This is a genomic window from Nocardioides sp. Z30_9, assembly GCF_058215735.1.
In genome coordinates this window covers 1763380-1782669 of record NZ_JBZAJF010000001.1, presented here as the reverse complement: position 1 = coordinate 1782669, position 19290 = coordinate 1763380, and the positions used below count along the sequence as shown (strand labels likewise).

General features: G+C 70.7%; 15 protein-coding genes. 10 read left to right on the top strand and 5 right to left on the bottom strand.

Translation table 11 applies throughout. The annotated features are described in order from the left end of the window. Nucleotides 1-74 precede the first annotated feature (74 nt). Together AC4BGB_RS08605 and AC4BGB_RS08600 are read left to right on the top strand one after the other, a co-directional pair. Entirely contained in the window at nt 75-1163 is a 1089-nt protein-coding gene (locus AC4BGB_RS08605; RefSeq protein WP_490546368.1) for a glycoside hydrolase family 26 protein, read from the top strand. Between the two features lie 70 nt (nt 1164-1233). After that, nucleotides 1234-2490: a metallophosphoesterase gene (locus tag AC4BGB_RS08600; RefSeq protein WP_490546367.1), complete on the top strand. Its 1257-nt coding sequence runs from the start codon at nt 1234-1236 to the stop codon at nt 2488-2490. On the opposite strand, the gene AC4BGB_RS08595 is transcribed toward AC4BGB_RS08600, so the two are convergent. Beyond that, nucleotides 2491-3267 carry an exodeoxyribonuclease III gene (locus AC4BGB_RS08595; protein WP_490546366.1) on the bottom strand — a complete coding sequence of 259 codons (777 nt, stop codon included), beginning with the start codon at nt 3265-3267 and terminating at the stop codon, nt 2491-2493. It lies immediately after the preceding gene. A 100-nt stretch (nt 3268-3367) separates the two neighbouring features. Between AC4BGB_RS08595 and AC4BGB_RS08590 the strand changes: the two genes are divergently transcribed. The 8 genes from AC4BGB_RS08590 to AC4BGB_RS08555 all read left to right on the top strand — a co-directional run bounded on the left by AC4BGB_RS08590 (nt 3368) and on the right by AC4BGB_RS08555 (nt 13840). Then, the gene (locus AC4BGB_RS08590) at nt 3368-4249 is read left to right on the top strand and encodes a metallophosphoesterase (RefSeq protein ID WP_490546365.1); all 882 of its coding nucleotides are present in this window, start codon (nt 3368-3370) and stop codon (nt 4247-4249) included. 54 nt (nt 4250-4303) lie between these two features. Then, the gene (locus AC4BGB_RS08585; protein WP_490546364.1) at nt 4304-4630 is read left to right on the top strand and encodes a TraR/DksA family transcriptional regulator; all 327 of its coding nucleotides are present in this window, start codon (nt 4304-4306) and stop codon (nt 4628-4630) included. A 122-nt stretch (nt 4631-4752) separates the two neighbouring features. Continuing rightward, nucleotides 4753-4935, top strand: coding sequence for a hypothetical protein (locus tag AC4BGB_RS08580; RefSeq protein WP_490546363.1), 183 nt, complete (start codon nt 4753-4755; stop codon nt 4933-4935). A gap of 92 nt (nt 4936-5027) precedes the next feature. Beyond that, nucleotides 5028-6317, top strand: a complete 1290-nt coding sequence (locus AC4BGB_RS08575) for an acetamidase/formamidase family protein (protein ID WP_490546362.1) — start codon at nt 5028-5030, stop codon at nt 6315-6317. A 62-nt stretch (nt 6318-6379) separates the two neighbouring features. Then, nucleotides 6380-8911, top strand: coding sequence for a DEAD/DEAH box helicase (locus AC4BGB_RS08570; RefSeq protein WP_490546361.1), 2532 nt, complete (start codon nt 6380-6382; stop codon nt 8909-8911). Nucleotides 8912-8935: 24 nt separating this feature from the next. After that, a complete protein-coding gene (locus tag AC4BGB_RS08565; RefSeq protein WP_490546360.1) occupies nt 8936-9370 on the top strand; it encodes a VOC family protein in 435 nt (144 codons plus the stop codon). 43 nt (nt 9371-9413) lie between these two features. Next, nucleotides 9414-10655: a threonine ammonia-lyase IlvA gene (ilvA, locus tag AC4BGB_RS08560; RefSeq protein ID WP_490546359.1), complete on the top strand. Its 1242-nt coding sequence runs from the start codon at nt 9414-9416 to the stop codon at nt 10653-10655. 140 nt (nt 10656-10795) lie between these two features. Beyond that, nucleotides 10796-13840 carry a hypothetical protein gene (locus tag AC4BGB_RS08555; RefSeq protein WP_490546358.1) on the top strand — a complete coding sequence of 1015 codons (3045 nt, stop codon included), beginning with the start codon at nt 10796-10798 and terminating at the stop codon, nt 13838-13840. 12 nt (nt 13841-13852) lie between these two features. On the opposite strand, the gene AC4BGB_RS08550 is transcribed toward AC4BGB_RS08555, so the two are convergent. From AC4BGB_RS08550 to AC4BGB_RS08535, 4 genes are read right to left on the bottom strand one after another with little or no spacing between them, the layout of a single operon-like run. After that, nucleotides 13853-15052, bottom strand: a complete 1200-nt coding sequence (locus AC4BGB_RS08550; protein WP_490546357.1) for an acyl-CoA dehydrogenase family protein — start codon at nt 15050-15052, stop codon at nt 13853-13855. Further along, a complete protein-coding gene (phaZ, locus tag AC4BGB_RS08545) occupies nt 15045-15899 on the bottom strand; it encodes a poly(3-hydroxyalkanoate) depolymerase (protein WP_490546356.1) in 855 nt (284 codons plus the stop codon). The genes AC4BGB_RS08550 and phaZ overlap by 8 nt, the downstream gene beginning before the upstream one ends. 12 nt (nt 15900-15911) lie before the next feature. Beyond that, entirely contained in the window at nt 15912-17633 is a 1722-nt protein-coding gene (locus AC4BGB_RS08540; protein ID WP_490546355.1) for a PHA/PHB synthase family protein, read from the bottom strand. After that, entirely contained in the window at nt 17630-19129 is a 1500-nt protein-coding gene (locus AC4BGB_RS08535) for a long-chain-fatty-acid--CoA ligase (protein ID WP_490546354.1), read from the bottom strand. Before AC4BGB_RS08535 ends, AC4BGB_RS08540 begins: the two co-directional genes overlap by 4 nt. Nucleotides 19130-19290: the final 161 nt, after the last annotated feature.

The window sequence follows — 19290 nt, the reverse complement described above, 5'->3', positions numbered from 1 at the left end:
ACTGATGGGAAACCGGTTCCTTTGTTAGCCTGCTCGAACGGGGGCTCGGATCGACTCGCATCGACAGGAGCACCATGTTCCCCACGTCTCGGACCCTACGACTGGGCAGAATCCTCATCGCCGGATCTGCCGTCGCCGCCCTGGTGATGTCGACCCAAGCGGTCGTCCCCGGCCCCCAGCCCGACACCGACGGCTCGAAGGCCGTCGTCAAGGACGACGTCGTCCACGTGGCCAAGAAGAAGAAGCGCCGGTGCGGGGCGAAGGCCAAGTTCGCACCGAAGTGCGGCGCCCTCTGGGGGGTCTACAGCATCCGCAACGGCGGCCCGGAGGCGTCCGTGCGCCGGCTCGAGTCCCAGGTGGGCCGCAGGTTCGACCTGAGCCTGAGGTACCACGACTTCTCCGACCACATCCACCAGGGACAGTTCCCCGACGTCTACGAGCGCCGCCTCGGCGCCGAGGGCCGCAAGCTGTTCATCTCCTGGCAGGCGCGGGTCTCCGACACCAACCGGAACCTCTCCTGGCGGGCCATCGCCAACGGGCGCTACGACCGCTACGTCAACAACGCGGCGAAGCGGGTGAAGGCCTACAAGAGGCCGGTGTTCATCGCCTTCGACCCGGAGTTCGACTCCCATCGCGACAAGGGCTCGATGGCCGACTATGTGGCGGCGTACCGGCACATCGTCAAGGTGTTCAACCGCTACCGGGTCTCCAACGTCGCCTGGGCCTGGGTCTCCACCGGCTACCTCGGCGGGGGCAACGCCGCCCGGATCCGGCAGGGCTATCCCGGTGGCGCCTACGTCAACTGGGTGGGCTGGGACCCCTACAACTTCTACCGGTGCAACGGCACGGGCTGGCAGACGTTCGGCCAGAAGGTCTGGCCCACCTACCGCTGGATGCAGAAGATCGGCCTTGCGCACAAGCCGTTCCTGCTCAGCGAGTACGGCACCCAGTACGACAACGCCAACCAGACCCGGTCCAAGCAGTGGCACGCCGGCATCCCGGCGACGCTGCGGCAGCTGTCCAACCTCAAGGCAGTGGTCCGCTTCGACGCCAACGGCACCTTCCGGGGGAAGAGCTGCAACTTCTACCTGACCAACGGGCCCGGCAGCCTCGCCTCCTTCGCCCAGGCAGGCCGGGCGGTCGGGAGGGACCGAATCTTCTGACCGGCGCGTTCAGGGGCCAGAAGTCAAGGGGATGGGCACGGTAGTTGGCGCACCCCCGTAGCGTCCGAGCGTGATCCTCGCCTTCCTGGCAGCCCTCGTCGTCGCGCTGCTCCTGGTCGTTGCGGTGCACTTCTACCTGTGGCGACGACTGGTGCGGGACACGGTTCTCGACCGACGGGTGCGCAGGATCGGCGCTGTTGTCTTCGGGGTGCTCGGACTGCTGGTGCCGGCCACCCTGGTGGGGGTCGGGACCGGGGTCGCGGAGTGGCTGGCCTGGCCCGGCTACCTCTGGCTCGGGGTGCTGTTCTACCTGGTCACGTTCCTGGTCGTCCTGGAGGTTCCGCGGTTCGCGGTCTCGCGGTGGTGGCGCCGGCAGGAGAGGCAGGAGGCTGCGGTCGGGGCTGCGTCTGAGACTGTGCCTGCGTCTGGGCCTGTGTGTGGGCCTGGGCCTGGGCCAGAAACCGGGACTCAGGAAACCGGGCCGGAGGCGAGCGGTCCGACGCGCAGGGTGGTTCTCTCCCGGGGCCTCGCGATCGGGGCCGTGGTGGCCACCGCCGGCACCGCCGGGTACGGCGTACGGACCGCGCTCGGGCCACCCCAGCTCGACCGCCGGCAGATCGCCCTTCCCCGGCTGCCGCGTTCGCTGGACGGCACCCGGCTGGTCGTCGTCTCCGACATCCACCTCGGGCCGTTGGCGGGCGAGGCGCACGTGCGCCGGATCGTCGACCGCATCAACGAGCTCGACGCCGATGTCGTGACCATCGTCGGCGACCTGGTGGACGGCTCGGTCGAGGATCGGGGCGTCGGCGCGGAGCCACTGGCCGGGATCCGGTCACGCCACGGCTCGTTCTTCGTCACCGGGAACCACGAGTACTACTCGGGTCACGAGGAATGGATCGAGCGCCTCGACGAGCTCGGCGTCCGCACGCTGCGCAACGAGCGGACGCAGCTGCTGTTCCGAGGCGGGGCACTCGACCTCGCCGGGGTCAACGACCTCGCCGGCAAGGACTACTACGACGCCCCCGACTTCGCCCAGACCTTCGCCGACCGGGACCCAGACGTCCCGGTGGTGCTGATGGCGCACCAACCGGTGCAGGCGCACTCGGCGGCGAAGTACGGCGTGGACCTGCAGGTCTCGGGGCACACCCACGGCGGGCAGATGGCCCCCTTCGGACAGCTGGCCCGACTGGAGCAACCGGTCGTCTCGGGGCTGGGCCGGGTGGACGGGGTGCCGGTCTACGTCACCAACGGCGCCGGCTTCTGGGGCCCGCCGGTGCGGGTCGGCGCGCCGCCCCAGGTGACGCTGCTCCAGCTGCGCTCGAAGTGACTAGTCGGCGAGGTCGACGATCACCGGCGCGTGGTCGCTGGCGCCCTTGCCGGCGCGTTCCTCGCGGTCGATGAACGCGCCGGTCACCCTGGCTGCGAGGGAGGGGGAGCCGAGCACGAAGTCGATCCGCATCCCGCGGTTGCGCTCGTAGCGCTGCCGGTAGTAGTCCCAGTAGGTGTAGACCTCGGGGCCCGGGGTGTGCGGGCGGACCACGTCGACCCAGCCGTCCTCGAGGAAGCCGTTGAAGGCGGCCCGCTCCCGCGGGGTCACGTGGGTGCTCCTGGCGAACTGGGCGATGTCGAAGACGTCGTCGTCCTGCGGGGCGATGTTCCAGTCGCCCACCAGGGCCACGTCACCGGTCATCGAGCGCGCCGCGGTCCGGAGCCGGGCCAGCCACTCGAGCTTGTAGAGGTAGTGCGGGTCGTCGACCTTGCGGCCGTTGGGGACGTAGAGCGACCACACCCGTACGCCGCCGCAGGTGGCCCTGATCGCACGGGCCTCGGCCGCCGCCGGGTCGCCCCACGTCGGCATCCCCGGGAACCCGACCTCGACGTCCTCGAGGCCCACGCGGCTGATCAGCGCGACCCCGTTCCACTGGTCGTGGCCCACGGCCGCGACCTCGTAGCCGAGCACCGAGAGGCCCATCAGCGGCAGCTGGTCCTCGCGGGCCTTGGTCTCCTGCAGGGCGAGCACGTCGATGTCGTGCCGTTGCAGGAACGCCTCGACCCGATCGATCCGGCTGCGGAGCGAATTCACGTTCCAGGTGGCGATGCGCATCGGGCGAGCCTATGTGGTCAGTATCTGAGACGAGACCCCTATGCTCGTCCGTGTGAAGCCGTTGGGGCAGCATCCCCTTCCTCGTCATGTCGTGGCGCACGTGAGTGATCCCCACCTGCTGGCCGAACGACGCCTCTACGACTCGATCGACACCCACGAGAACCTGCGGCACGCGATGGCGCGGCTCGGCCGCCTGGAGATGCCGCCCCAGGTGATCGTGTTCACCGGCGACCTCGCCGACCGTGCGGAGCCGAAGGCCTACGCGGCGCTGCGCGAGATCGTGGAGCCGGCTGCCGCCGCGCTCGGCGCCGAGGTGGTCTGGGTGATGGGCAACCACGACGAGCGGGAGCACTACGCCCGTGAGCTCTTTGGTGAGGAGGGCTCCGGCGTGAGGACCCAGGACCGCGTCCACATGGTCGACGGGCTGCGCATCGTCGCCCTGGACACCTCCGTCCCCGGTTACCACCACGGCGAGCTCTCCGCCGACCAGCTCGCCTGGCTCGGCGACGTGCTGGCCGAGCGAGCGCCGTACGGCACCCTGGTCGCGCTGCACCACCCGCCGATCCCGGTGCCGATGACCCGGGCCGCCGCGCTGATCGAGCTGCACGACCAGGACCGGCTGGGGGAGGTGATCGCGGGCACCGACGTGCGTGGCGTGATCGGCGGCCACTTCCACTACTCGTCGTACTCCACCTTCGCCGGAGTTCCGGTCTCGGTCGCGTCGGCCACCTGCTACCTCGCGGACCCGGCGCCGACAGCACGCCTGCTCTCGGCGGTCGACGGGCACCAGTCGCTCACGATGATGCACCTCTACGACGACCGGGTGGTGCACTCGGTGGTCCCGCTCCCGGACGCCGACGAGGTGGCCGGCTACCCGTTGCACCTCGCCGCCGAGCTCGAGGAGATGGCGCCCGCCGACCGGCACGAGCTGCTCTCCGCGAAGGACTCGCCGGTCTGGGCGCACGAGAACCCGCTGGACTGAGGCGAGTCTCCCGGCAGTCGGGTTGCGCGAGCGCCGGAGGGGCATGCTGGAGGGATGGATGACCCCCGCACCACCCTCGTCGCGAAGCTCGCGGAGATCGACGACCAGATGGCGACCCTGGAGAAGAAGCCTTCGGACCAGGGTTCGATCTCGTTCGGCAAGCGCATCGGCGAGGGGACCTCGATGGCGGTGGACCGGCTCACCCAGGTCGCCGTGCACGACGGTCTCCAGGGGACGCGCGCCGACGTGGTGCGCGCGCTGGAGAAGCTCGACGAGGGCACCTACGGCTGCTGCGACGTGTGCGGTGAGGAGATTCCTGAGGGACGCCTCGAGGCGCTGCCGTGGTCGGTGCTCTGCGTGCGGGACGCAGCCCGGGCCTGATCCGGGCCTGATCCGGGCCTGATCCGGACCGCTGCTGCCGTCCGCAGGCATGCATCCGGGGGAGCAGGGGCACGAGACGTACGTCGGGCAACGACGCCCGGCCGGACAGATCAGGAGGGGTCATGGCGAACCTCAGGGGAATCGTGAACCGGGTGATGGGCTCGCGCAGTGGTGGGGGAGCGGGCGGTCGTCGTGGCGGGCCCGCCGGCGGCACCACGCCGGGTACGGGCGACGGCGGCCAGCGGCGCAAGGACGAGGCGGTCGGGCGTGGCGTGCGCGGTGTGCTGAGCCGGTTGCGGCGCTGAGTGGTTAACCGGGACGCAACCTCGGCAGCCTGAGGCTGAAACACGGCGCTGGTTGCGTGAGGAGCCCATCCTCACCCCCTCGGGAGTCCCAGATGCCTCAGTTCGAGAACGACACCACCACCAGCGCGCTGGCCGAGCCGGCCTCCGGCCTGGGCCGACGGACCCTCCTGGGAGCGGCCGTCGCCGGGGCCGCAGCGGCGCCGGCACTGCTCGACGCCGAGGCGGCAACGGCCGGATCGCGGTCGACCGCGGTGCTGCAACCCGGCGCCGGGCGACCCCGTGGGCGCTACGTGCCCGCGAAGGCGAACGAGGTCTACTGGGGCAAGCTGCCCAACCGAACCAGCACCCCGGTCGCGGTGGTGAGCTCGGGGTCCGTCGTCACGATGGACACGATCTCCCACGAGGGCCTGCTCGAGGACCAGGGCAAGGACCCCCGGGCGTTCTTCGAGACCTACGGCGTCCCGGAGCGACAGGTGCTCAAGGACGCCATCGCCGTCGCCGCCCGGTCCACCCACGACGGACCGGGGCCGCACGTGGTGACCGGCCCGATCGCCGTACGCGGCGCGCAGCCGGGCGACGTGCTCAAGATCGAGGTGCTCGACCTGCCGCTGCGCGTGCCCTACGGCGTGATCTCCAACCGGCACGGCAAGGGAGCGCTCCCGGGGGAGTACCCCGAGAAGTTCGAGGGCGTGCGCGCGTTCGCGCCGTACTTCAACGAGGGCGGCAACATCAGCGTGTTCACCTCGGTGGAGCGCCGCGGGAAGGTGCTGCGCGGCCGGCTGCCGGGCTCGGTCCCGGTCGGCTTCGACCTGCACCCGTTCATGGGCCTGATGGGAGTCGCGCGGGACACCTCCGCGGTCGTCGACTCCGTCCCGCCCACCGACGCGGGCGGCAACATCGACATCAACGACCTCACGGTCGGCTCCACGCTCTACCTCCCGGTGCAGGTCGCCGGAGCGATGTTCTTCGCCGGTGACCCGCACATGGCCCAGGGCGACGGCGAGGTCGCCCTGACCGCGATGGAGGGGTCGCTGCGTCCCACGTTCCGGCTGACCGTGGTGAAGAAGGGCCAGCGCGGGGCACCGAGGACGGCGTTCGACTACCCCTTCGCCGAGACACCCGAGTCGTGGATCCCGATCGGGCTCAGCGACCCCGACGGCCCGGAGAACGGCGGCAACGCGACCAGCCTCGACATCGCGATGAAGACCGCCGTGCGGCAGGCGCTGAAGTTCCTCACCGAGGACATCGGGATGGCCGCACCGGTCGCCTACGCCTACCTGTCCGCCGCGTCGGACTTCCAGTGCTCACAGGTCGTCGACCGTACGACGGGCATCCACGCCCTGATCCGGAAGGCGGACTTCGGCCGGACCAAGCGGTGGTGACCCTCGCAGGAGTCTGGGCGCAATTGGGTTAACGCTCGCCGTTCGGGGACGATGACGGGGCGATGCCCCTCCTCGACCGTCTTCCCCCCGCCTCCGGTGACCCCGACCCCGATGTCCTCTTCGACGTCTTCGAGACCTGGGCTGCCGACCAGGGGCTGACGCTCTACCCGGCGCAGGAGGAGGCGCTGATCGAGATCGTCAGCGGCAACAACGTGATCCTCTCCACGCCCACAGGGACGGGCAAGAGCCTGGTCGCCACCGGCGCGCACTTCGCGGCGCTCGCCCGCGGGCAGCGCACGTTCTACACCGCGCCGATCAAGGCCCTGGTCTCGGAGAAGTTCTTCGCGCTGATCGAGGTGTTCGGCCCCGAGAACGTCGGGATGCTCACCGGCGACGCCGCGGTCAACAGCCAGGCGCCGATCATCTGCTGCACCGCGGAGGTGCTCGCGAACATCGCGCTGCGCGAGGGAGCCGAGGCCGAGATCGGCCAGGTGGTGATGGACGAGTTCCACTACTACTCCGAGCCCGACCGGGGCTGGGCCTGGCAGGTGCCGATCCTCGAGCTGCCGCAGGCGCAGTTCCTGCTGATGTCGGCGACGCTCGGGGACGTGACCCGGTTCGTGGAGGACCTGACCCGTCGTACCGGACGCGAGACCACGGCCGTCACCAGCGTCACCCGGCCGGTCCCGCTGAGCTACGAGTGGGCGGTGACCCCGATGCACGAGACCCTCGAGGAGCTGCTCACCACCCACCAGTCCCCGGTCTACGTCGTGCACTTCACCCAGGCCTCGGCGCTGGAGCGCGCCCAGGCGCTGACCAGCATCAACGTGTGCACCCGCGAGGAGAAGGACCGGATCGCCGAGCTGATCGGCGGGTTCCGGTTCAGCCCCGGGTTCGGCAAGACCCTGTCGCGGCTGGTCAAGCACGGCATCGGGGTGCACCACGCGGGGATGCTGCCGAAGTACCGCCGCCTGGTCGAGCAGCTCGCGCAGGCCGGCCTGCTCAAGGTCATCTGTGGCACCGACACCCTCGGCGTCGGCATCAACGTGCCGATCCGCACCGTGGTGTTCACCGGCCTCTCCAAGTACGACGGCCGCCGCCAGCGCCTGCTCAAGGCCCGGGAGTTCCACCAGATCGCCGGGCGCGCTGGACGGGCCGGGTTCGACACGGCCGGCACCGTCGTCGTGCAGGCGCCCGACCACGTCGTGGAGAACGCCCGGCTGGTCAAGAAGGCCGGTGACGACCCGAAGAAGCTCAAGCGGGTGCAGCGCAAGAAGGCGCCCGAGGGGCAGGTCACCTGGACCGAGGAGATGTTCGAGCGGATCGTCGCCGCCGAGCCGGAGCCGCTGGTCTCCCGGATGCGGGTCAGCCACGCGATGCTGCTCAACGTGATCGCCCGGCCGGGTGACCCCGCGGCGGCAATGCGCCACCTGCTCCGCGACAACCACGAGGACGAGCGCTCCCAGCGCCGGCTGATGCGTCTCGCCGCCGCCCAGCACCGCTCGCTGCTCGCGGCGGGCGTGGTCGAGCTGGTCGAGCCGCGCGGCGAGGAGGGCCGGCGGGTGCGCCTGGTCGAGGACCTCCAGCTGGGGTTCGCGCTGAACCAGCCGCTCTCGGCGTACGCCCTGGCGGTCTTCGACACCCTCGACCCCGAGGCTCCGACCTACGCCCTGGACGTGATCTCCGTGCTCGAGGCGACCCTGGAGAACCCCCGTCCCGTGCTCGCCGCGCAGGAGCACAAGGCCCGCGGCGAGGCGATCGGGGAGATGAAGGCCGAGGGGATCGAGTACGACGAGCGGATGGAGCTGCTCGACGAGGTCACCTGGCCCAAGCCACTCGAGGAGCTGCTCGAGCACACCTTCGGCCTCTACCGCCAGCGACACCCGTGGGTCGGCGAGGACGCGCTGCAGCCGAAGTCGGTGGTGCGCGACATGTACGAGCGCGCGATGACGTTCGGTGAGTACGTCGCCTACTACGGCCTCACCCGCTCGGAGGGCCTGGTGCTGCGCTACCTCGGCGACGCCTACCGGGCGCTGCGCCAGACCGTTCCCGACCGGGTGCGGACCGACGAGCTCGAGGACATCGAGGAGTGGCTCGGCGCCGTCGTACGCCAGACCGACTCCAGCCTGCTCGACGAGTGGGAGCGACTCAGCGACCCCGACCGGCTGGCCGGGCCGGTCGCCCCGGACATCCTGCCCCCGGTGCCGGAGCGGATCACCGCCAACCAGCGCGCGTTCACCGTGCTGGTGCGCAACGCGATGTTCCGCCGGGTCGAGCTGGCGGCGCTGCGTCGCTGGGAGCAGCTCGGCGAGCTCGAGGTCGCCGCGTCCTCGACCATGACGGCCGAGGACTGGCGCGAGGCGCTGGAGGACTACTTCGCCGAGCACGACTCGATCGACACCGGACCGGACGCCCGGGGACCGCAGATGCTGCTCATCGAGAAGGGCGAGCAGTTCTGGGAGGTCCAGCAGATCGTCGGGGACCCCGAGGGCGACCACGACTGGCGGATCATGGCGACCGTGGACCTGGCGGCCTCCGACGACGAGGGCGAGCTGGTCCTCGACGTCACCGGGTTCCAGCGGCTGGGCGGCTGAGCCTCCGCGTTCTACTCTGGGTCGATGGCCCAGGTGAGACAGGTACAGGTGACCTTCGACTGTGCGGAGCCGCGCGCAGTCGCGGAGTTCTGGAAGGCCGTGCTCGGGTACGTCGATCCGCCGGTCCCGCCGGGGTTCGAGTCCTGGGACGCGGTCGACGCCACGCTTCCCGTCGAGGCCCAGGGCTCCAAGTGGGCCTGCCAGGACCCGGACGGGGTCGGGCCGCGGTTGTTCTTCCAGCGGGTGCCCGAGCCCAAGACGGTGAAGAACCGGGTGCACCTCGACGTACGCGTCGGCGTGGGCCTGACCGGGGACGAGCGGGTCACGGTCCTGGAGGAGGAAGCGGCACGGCTCGTGGCGCTCGGCGGCAGGCGGATGCACCTACTGCCGGCGGACGCGATCAACGAGTCGTGCCTGGTGATGCAGGACGTCGAGGGCAACGAGTTCTGCCTCGACTAGCCGTGCTGCTCGACCGACCGCGGCCACCTTCTAGGGTCGAGGCATGACCGTGACCCCTGAGGACGTCGCTCACGCGGCGACCGTCGTACCCCTGATCGCGCGGCCGACCGCGATGGAGCGCTCGGAGCGGCTCTCGCAGAAGTACGGCGTCGAGGTGCTGCTCAAGCGGGAGGACCAGCAGGTCGGTCGCTCCTACAAGGTGCGCGGCGCCTTCAACCTGATGGCCTCGCTGACCCCGGACGAGCTCGCCCGCGGCGTCGTGTGCGCCAGCGCCGGCAACCACGCGCAGGGCCTGGCGCTGAGCTGTGCGCGCCTGCAGGCGGAGGGTCACATCTTCCTGCCCACCAACACCCCTCGCCAGAAGCGCGACCGGATCCGCGAGCTGGGCGCGGGCCGGGTCCAGATGACGATGCAGGGACGCACCTACGACGAGGCCTCCGCGGCCGCGCTGCTCTACGCCGCCGAGCACGGGAGCACCTACGTACATCCGTTCGACGACGAGCGCACCATCGCCGGGCAGGGCACGGTTGCGGTGGGCCTCGTCCGCGACGCCGACCGCCCGCTCGACGTGGTGGTGATCCCGGTGGGCGGCGGGGGACTCCTCGCGGGGATGTCGGTCTGGCTGCGCGAGACCTGGCCCGACATCCGCATCGTCGGCGTGGAGCCTTCCGGGGCGCCCAGCATGACCCTGGCCCTGGCCGCCGGCCACCCGGTGCCGGTCCCCGAGCTCGACACGTTCATCGACGGCGCCTCGGTCGGCACCGTGGGCTCGCGCACGTTCCCGATCGTGCGCGACCTGGTCGACGAGATCGTGACCGTCGAGCCCGGCGCGGTCTGCACCGAGATGCTCGCGCTCTACCAGAGCGACGGCGTGATCGCCGAGCCCGCGGGAGCGATGGCCTCCACCGCCCTGGCCCAGCTCGACCTCGAACCCGGGTCCCGCGTCGGGTGCGTGGTCTCCGGCGGCAACAACGACGTCAGCCGCTACGCCGACATCATCGAGCGCTCGATGGTGCACGAGGGGATCCGGCACTACTTCCTGGTCGGGTTCCCCCAGGAGCCCGGAGCGCTGCGCGGTTTCCTCGACAACGTGCTGGCCGACGGCGAGGACATCGTGGTCTTCGAGTACGTCAAGAAGTCCAACCGCGAGACCGGCCCGGCGCTGATCGGCATCGACCTCGCGTCCGCGGACGGGCTGCCCGACCTGATGGAGCGGATGGGTGCGAGCAACCTGACCATCGAGAAGGTCGCCTCCGGGTCGCCGCTGTTCGAGTTCGTCACCTAGGGCCCCGACGCTCGACGACGCTCTCCGACTCGTCCGGCACTGCGAGGAATGCCCCGGTTGTCATGAGCGGATCGGGCCATTGCCCCTGACCGAACGGCGGTGGATGCTGACGGGCAGGCGATCGATCGGTGGTGGCGGCCATGCCCCAGGACGGCGCGGGCATTCTCGAGGTCCGGGTGCACGGCGTGCACGGCACCACCCCTGCCTCGATGCTGGGCACGACCGCCGTGGGGCAAGTGGCCGGCGACGGACTCACCGGCCTCTACCGCACGACGGACGGCTGCGTCCCCAACCGCACGCTGCCCAAGAACATGGCCGTCGAGGCCTACTCCTGGGGGAACCTCACCTCAGGCGTCGGCGGGCTCCTGGGATGGGTACGCCGTGCAGGGTGGCTGTTCCTGCTGCCGTTCGCGCTCGCCAACCTCGCCTACTGGGCCCGCCCCGAGCTCGGTACGAACACCGCGGCGGCTCGTCGGACGGCCCGCTACGTGCGCACCGGCGCGCTCCTGCTGACGGCCCTGGTCGTGCTGACGGCCTGCCTGCTCGGCATCGACCTGCTCGCGTGGCAGTGCTACCGCGGCGGGACGCCGGGCTGCGGCGCTCTTCCCGGACTGCTCGACTTCCTGGCCCGCGACCCGTGGCAGACAGTGCCGCGACGGATCGCCGTGGGGTCGGTGGTCCCACTGCTGGTCGTGGCCGGCCTGTGGCTGCTGTCCGGGCGCTCGGCTGCCCGGCTCGAGGAGGTGCGCGACCCCGACCGCCCGGAGCGCCGGGTAGGGGCAGCCCCGCTGGAGCGCGGGGCGATGTGGGACGGGCGGATCACGGTCCTGCGGCTGCGTCGCCTGCACATCGCCTTCGCCCTGGTGGTGGTCATCGTCTACACCGGAGCGCCGGTGGTCCAGCTGGGTCTCGGCAGCGACAAGGCCTCGGTGTGGACCTGGCTCCAGGCCGGCGTGCTGGCGGCCGCGGCGCTGCTGGGCGCAGTCGTCGTGTGGACCGCGGGATCGCTGCGACCCGGTGACGTGGAGTGCGCCACGGAGCCCGGGGACGACGCCACCGGACAGGGCGGACAGCTGCTACGGGCGTCGGTGCTCCTGCTCGTGGTCCACCTGGCGCTGCTGGTGCTGCCACCGGTCCCGGGACGTCTCGACGAGGGGGGTGACCTGACGGGGCACAACGTGTGGTTCATCGCCACGCTCGTCGGGCTGGCCGCGGTCGGGGCCCTGACCTTCTGCAGCGGCAAGCGGACCGCTCTGCCCGTGGGGGCGGGCTTCCTCGTCCCGGTGCTGCTGCTGGCCTCGAGCACCTACGTCGGGGACGAGATCGGCCTGCCGCGGGAGGTGACCTGGTCGGCGTGGGGGCTGCTGCTGGTCGGCTGGCTGGTGATGCTGCTGCGGCAGTACCGCGGCCGAGACGACTCCCCAACGGCCTGGCGCGGCGCCGGAGCCTCGCTGCTGCTCAACGCCGCCGGTTGGACGGCGCTGCTGTTCACCACAGCGGTGGTCACGCTGGCGGCCGACCAGCTCAACGGCTCCGCGCACGACGTCGCCGACCTGCAGACGCACTACGCGGCCTCCCAGGTGGGATCGGCGCTCAATGCCCAGGACCTCGACCTGGTGGACGACGGGGACCCCACCGGTCGCTACGTCTACCGGCTCGGCGGTGACGTGCGCGTGGTCGGTGGCGTGGTCGACGTCTCCAGCGACCGGCTGGTGGTGCGCTCGGGCCGGCTCGAGACGGACACCCTGGTGCGGGTACTGCCGGGCGCCGACGCGGACTCGCGCCGGGTGGCGGTGCGACTGGGCACCACCGAGATGCACAACTCCGTGCTCGTGCTGCCCGAGGACGGATCGCTGGTGGTGCAGGACGGCTGCCTGCGCAGCGGGGCGGACACGGAGACCGAGCCGCCGGAGACCTGCACCGTCGAGGAGCCCGGGTTCGTGGCGAGCGCCTCGCTGGACACCAAGGGCGCGGAGGTCGGCGTGCGGACGGTGGACAAGAGACCGGACGTGGACGTCGCGGTCAGCGACCCGCCGCAGGCACCGCTCGTGCTGCCGCAGGTCCTGGTGTGGGCACCGATCGTGCAGGTGGTGTGGTTCCTGGTCGCGCTGGTCCTCGCGGGGGTGTGCCTGCTGCGGCTGAGCAGCCGCCTGAGCGGGCCGGTGCGTGCGGTGATCGAAGCGGATCCCACGGTCCCGGCCAAGGACCGGGACGCGTGCGTGCGGGCCCGGTTGCGGGCGGCGTACGTCCACCGTGCCGAGCGCCTGCTGGACCTGCTTGGTGCGATGACGGTCCCCATCGTGCTGGTGCTGATCGTGGGGGCCTCGACGGGGAAGGCCCCGTGGAGGCACTGGTCGGGGTTCCGGCCGCTCGCGGAGCTCGCGCTGTGGGGGGTGCTGGGCTTCTCCCTGGCGCTGGTCCTGGTGCTCTCCCGGATGCGCAAGGACGACGGGACGCGCAAGGGAGTGGGGATCCTGTGGGACCTCACCACGTTCTGGCCCCGGGCGGCGCACCCGCTGGCTCCGCCCTGCTACGCGGAGCGCGTGGTCCCCGAGCTCCTCGTGCGGGTCCGCTGGGTGCTGCGCGACACCCGGCACCTCGTGGTGCTCTCCGGGCACAGCCAGGGGTCGGCCATCCTGATGGCCGTGGCGAGCAGGCTCACGATGCCCGAGCTGCAGCGGGTCCGGATCATCACCTACGGCAGCCAGATCCGCGCCTGGTACGGCCGGATCTTCCCGGCCGTGCTCGGTCCCGAACCACTGGGGTACGCCGCCACGAGCGGCACCGTGCGCTTCGCGGACCCCGAGCCCGACGCACCCCGGGCGGGTACCGCGTTCCCTGCCGACGCCGCTCCACCGGCGCCCGACGCGACGGGCTCGCTGCGGGCGCGGCTGCTGGCCGCGACCTCGTGGACCGACTCGCAGCGACCGCCCTGGGTGAACCTGTTCCGTCGCTCGGACCCCCTGGGCTTCCGGGTCTTCTCCAACGGGGAGGGGACCCACGACCTCTACGTCCCGGAGGTGCCGGTGGAGCCGTCGGGGGACCCGGGGCCGCTCGTGATGACGCACAGCGGCTATCCGCACACCGCGGCCTATCGGGAGACCGTCGAGGACTGGGCGCGGCAATTCCCGCCGGGCACCTGGGTGCCACCCTTCCGGACGGTGGCGTTCTTCCCGGAGCCGTGAGCCGGTGGCCGCTCAGACGAAGGCGGCCTCGCCGGTGATCGCGCGGCCGACGATGAGGGTGTTCATCTCGCGGGTGCCCTCGTAGGAGTAGATCGCCTCGGCATCGGCGACGAACCTGCCCACGTGGTGCTCCAGCAGGATGCCGTTGCCGCCGAGCACCTCGCGGGCCCAGCCGACCGCCTCACGCATCCGGACGGTGGAGTGGGCCTTGCACAGCGAGGCGTGCTCGTCCTTGAGCAGGCCTGCCTCCAGCAGCTGGGAGGCACGCACGTTCATGGCGGTGGAGGCCGTGACGTTGCTGAGCATCTTCACCAGCAGGTCCTGCACCATCTGGAAGGAGGCGATCGGACGGCCGAACTGCTCGCGGGCCTTGGTGTAGCGCAATGCGTGCTCGAAGGCGCCGCGCGCACAGCCGGCGGCCTGCCAGGCGACCCCCATCCGGGTGACCCGGAGGACGTCGGCGGTGGCGCGGAAGCTGTCGGCCTTCTGCAGGCGGTTGGCCTCCGGGACGCGTACGTCGTGCAGGTGGATCTCCGCGTTCTGCACCACGCGCAGGGCGATCTTGTCCTCCTGCTTGTCGAAGGTCATCCCTTCGGTGTCCTTCTCCACCACGAAGCCCTTGACCCGGCCGTCGTCCTCGTCGCGGGCCCAGATGACGACGAGGTCGGCGAAGGCGGCGTTGCCGATCCACTTCTTCTCGCCGTTCAGGATCCAGTCCTCACCGTCCTTGCGGGCGGTGGTCGCCAGGCCCTGGGAGATCGCGGACCCGACGTCGGGCTCGGTCAGGCCGAAGGCGCCGATCAGCTCCATCCGCGCCATCGCGGGAAGCCAGCGCTCGCGCTGCTCGTCGGAGCCGCACAGGTGGATTGACCCCATCGCCAGGCCGCCGTGGACCCCCATGAACGTGCCGATGGAAGGATCGACCCGGCTCAGCTCCATCGCCACCATGCCGTCGACCACGGCCCCCCGGTTGGGACAGCCGGGTCCGTCGTACGCCAGCCCGGCGATGCCGAGCTTGGCGATCCCGGGCACCAGGTCGTGGGGGAACTCCGCGCGGGTCCAGTAGTCGTTGATCACCGGCTCCACCTCGCGCGTCATGAACGCGCGCACGTTGCTCAGCAGCTCGCGGTCGGCCTCGTCGAGCAGCAGCTCGAAGCCGAGGAAGTCCGAGAACGGGGAGTCCTCGAGGCCCAGGTCCGTCGACTCAGCCATCGCCGGTCCTCTCGGTCGCGTTCGGGTCGTTCAGGAACTGCTCGATCACCGGGGCCAGCTCGTCGGCCTCGGTCACGATCGCCAGGTGCCCACCGTGGTAGACGTGCAGCGTCGACGAGGGGATCAGCGCGGCCTGCATCCGCGGGTTCGCGACGGGGATGATCGGGTCGTCGTCACCGCCCATGACCAGCGTCGGCTGCCGGATCAAGCCCAGGAACGGCAGGCTGCTCCACCCGGCCATCGAGGCGAGCTGGTAGTAGTAGCCCCGCTTCGGTCCGGCACGGGTCGCCCCGTGGAGCAGCGCCGCACCGTTCTCGGGGTCGCTGCGCATCGTGCCGCCGTAGATCTCCGGCGCGATCCGGGCGGCGTACTTCGGATCCCGGTGCCGCCGGGGCGTGAGCATCCGGGCCAGCACCCGGGGATGGGCGGGCACCATCATGGCGCCGGTCCCCGTGGCGCACAGCACCACCCGACGCACCTTGCGGGGGGACTGGATCGCGAGCTGCTGGGCGAGTCCACCGCCCCAGGACAGGCCGAACACGTCGAAGCGCTGGTGCCCCAGCCGCGCCATCAGTGCGGTGACCCACGACGACAGGGCGGCGATCGGGTAGGGGAACGGCGGAGCAGGGCTGCCGCCAACGCCGGGTACGTCGAAACGGACCACGCCGCGGTCGGGGTCGAGCTCGTCGACGAGCGGCTGCAGCGCCTCGAAGCTGATCCCGATCCCGTTGCACAGGAGCAGCGGGGGCTCGTCGGCCAGCCGGCCACGCGCAGGGCGAACGGAGACCCGCGCCTGCAGTCCTCGGATCGCGACCGTGCGGATCCGGTCGCGGTCGTCGGCAGTCACAGGGGGCGTTCCTCAGCGGTCGTGGACATAGGTTCCAGGAGCATCGCAGATGGGCTCGTAGGTGGCAGAGCCCATCCGCCGCGGCTTCGCCCGCTCCGGCCCGGTGCGCTCGCCGAGCCAGTCGACGTAGTCGTCCCACCAGCTGCCCTTGACCTTGCTGGCCTGCTTCAGCCAATCCGAGGTCTCCGGGGGGTTGCTGGTCGCGGTCTGGAAGCTCGCCTTGGGGTTCCCGGGTGGGTTCACCATGGCGGCGATGTGCCCGCTGGTGGAGAGCACGAACTTCGTGTCGCCGCCGAAGAGCTGGGTGGTCTGGTAGCAGGACTCCCACTTGCACAGGTGGTCCGCGATGCCGGCGACCGCGTAGGTGTCGGTGTAGATGCTGCCCAGGTCGATGTCGGTCCCGAGCATCCGTGCCTCGCCGGCCTTGGTCAGGCTGTTGTTGATCATGAGGTCCATGAAGTCACGGTGCATCGCCGCGGTCATCCGCACCGGGTCGGCGTTCCAGTAGAGGATGTCGAACGCCTTGGGTGCGTGCCCGAGCAGGTAGTTGTTCACCCAGTAGTTCCAGATCAGGTCGTTGGGCCGCAGCCAGGCGAACACCTCGGCCAGCACCTTGCCGTCCAGGTAGCCCTTCTCGGCCGAGGCCCGGGTCGAGGCCGCCGCCGCCTTGTGGGAGAGCAGCGCGCTGGGCAGACCGGCCTGCTCCTGGTCCAGCACCGTGACCGCCAGGCTGAAGGCAGCCACCCGGTCGAGGTCGCCGACCTCCGCGAGGTGGGCGAGCAGCATCGAGGCGATCATCCCGCCCGAGCAGATCCCGAAGAGCGCGACCTTGTCCTGCCGCGAGATCGACTGGCAGGCGTCCATCGCCTCGATGATCGCCTGGCCGTAGGTGTCCAGGCCCCAGTCGGCGTGCCGGACGTCGGGGTTGCGCCAGGAGATGCAGTAGACCTGCTGCCCCGAGGCGACGAGGTACTCGACGAGGCTGCGCTGCTCGGCGAGGTCGATCACGTAGTACTTGTTGATCGTGGGCGGCACGATCAACAGCGGCACCTGCCGGACCTTGGGGGTCTGCGGGGTGTACTGGATCAGCTCGAAGACGTCGGTGCGCAGCACCACCGCACCCGGCGTCACGGCGAGGTCGGTGCCGACCTCGAACGCGTCCGGCTCGACCATGGAGGGCACCCGCGGGGCACTGGCGAAGTCCCGCACGAACCGGCGGCCTCCCTCGACCAGGTTGCCGCCCCCGGTGTCGACCATCCGCTTGAGGACCTTGGGGTTGAGGAACGGGTTGTTGCTCGGCGCGGTGGCCTCGACCAGGTTGTCGACGATGAACTTGATCCGCTGGTCGTCTCCCCAGTCGAGCCCGGCGTCCTCCACCAGCCCGCGTGCGGCAGCCCCGAGGGCGAGGTAGCCCTGCAGGGTGCGCTTGAACAGCGGGTTGCGGTCCCAGGCCTCGTCGGAGAAGCGGCGGTCCTTCTCTCCCGCCTCCAGGTCGGACCTCCCGACGCCGACCTTGGCCAGCTCCGCAGCGAGCCCGAGGGTGCGACCCGCGACGCGGCCGGGGTGCCGAGCGAGCGCAGCGGTGAACCGGACGCCGGACATCCCGGGCAGGAACCGGCGCAGCGGGCTGCTGGTGGCGTCGGCGAGCAGGAGGTCGAGCGGGGCGGCGGCGTTGCTGCTGCCGTCCTCGTCGGCCGCGTGGATGCGCTCCTCGGCCTGGGTGGTGGCGCTCATGACCTGGCCTCCTCGGGAGCCTCGACCTCACGACGCAGGATCTTCCCGGTGGGCCCCTTGGGGAGCTCCTCGACGATCCAGACCGCCCGGGGATACTTGTACGCCGCCAATCGCTCCTTGGCGAAGGCCTGGAGCTCCTCGCCCTCCACGTCGTAGCCGTCCTTGAGGGCCACCGCGGCTCCGACCTCCTCGCCGAGGTGGTCGTCCTTGAACCCGATCACGGCCACCTCGGCCACCGCCTCGTGCTCGTAGAGCGCCTCCTCGACCTCGCGGGGGTAGACGTTGTAGCCGCCGCGGATGATCAGGTCCTTCTTGCGGTCGACGATGAAGAAGTAGCCGTCCTCGTCGACCTTCGCCATGTCCCCGGAGAGGAACCAGCCGTCCTTGACGGCGTCGGCGGTGTCCTCATCGCGGCCCCAGTAGCCCTTCATGATGTTCTCGCCCCTGATCGCGATCTCGCCGACCTCGCCCTCGGGCACGTCCTGGCCCTCGTCGTCGACGATCTTCATCTCCACCCCGCGCACGGGGGTGCCGATCGAGCCGGGCTTGCGCTCCTGACCGGGCTGGTTGAACGAGGCCACGGGCGAGGTCTCGGAGAGGCCGTAGCCTTCGAGCACGATGCAGTCGAAGGTCTTCTCGAAGTTCTTCATCACCTCGACGGGCATCGCGGAGCCGCCCGAGATGCAGGAGCGGAGGCTGGTCATGTCGGCCTCCTCGGCGCCCTCGGCATGCAGCATCGCGGCGTACATCGTCGGGACGCCCTCGAAGACCGTGACCTTGTCGCGGGCCACGACTTCGAGTGCCTTGGCCGGGTCGAAGCGGGGGATCAGCGTCAGGCAGGAGCCCTTGAGCACCGAGGCGTTCAGGCCGCAGGTGAGGCCGAAGACGTGGAAGAGCGGGAGGCAGCCCATCACGACGTCCTCCTCGGTGAGCTCCACGAGCGTCTCGGCGGTCGTCGCGGCGTTGGTGATCATGTTGTGGTGGGTCAGCTGGGCTCCCTTGGGCTGCCCGGTGGTGCCGGAGGTGTAGAGCAGCACGACGTCGTCCTCGTCGTCGCGGCTGACCACCTCGGTCTCCGGCTCGTGGGCCGCCAGCATCTCCGCGAAGTCGGTGCCGACCTCGACGCACTCGATGCCGACCTCCGAGGCGCCCTTGTCGGCCTCCTCGGCCATGTCCTTCCAGGCGAAGACCAACGAGGCGCCGGAGTCCTCGAGGTAGTACTTCACCTCGCGCGCCTTGAGCAGCGGGTTCATTGGCACCACGACGGCGCCCAGCGAGACCGCGCCGTAGAAGAGCACCGGGAAGGGCGGCACGTTCGGCAGCACCAGGCCGACGCGGTCGCCGGGACCGATCCCCTTCGACTTCAGCATCGCCGCCACGCGGCGGGCGCCGTCCTGCAGCTGGGCGTAGCTCAGCACCAGGTCGTCGAGCTTCACGGCGGGCCGGTCAGGGTGCTGTTCGGCTGTTCGGGTCAGGTTGTCGGCCAGGTTGGTCACGGTCGCCTCCAAAGCGTCGCTTGCACTGATGCGTGCCGGTGGCAGTCACAGTCTGTCCGAGGCATCACGACCCCCTGGGTCGCTGCTTCGTACCTTGTCCTCTACCCGATGTGGCGCGCGCCACACCCTTTGTCGGTGAACGGCCGTATCGGTTGCCGCGG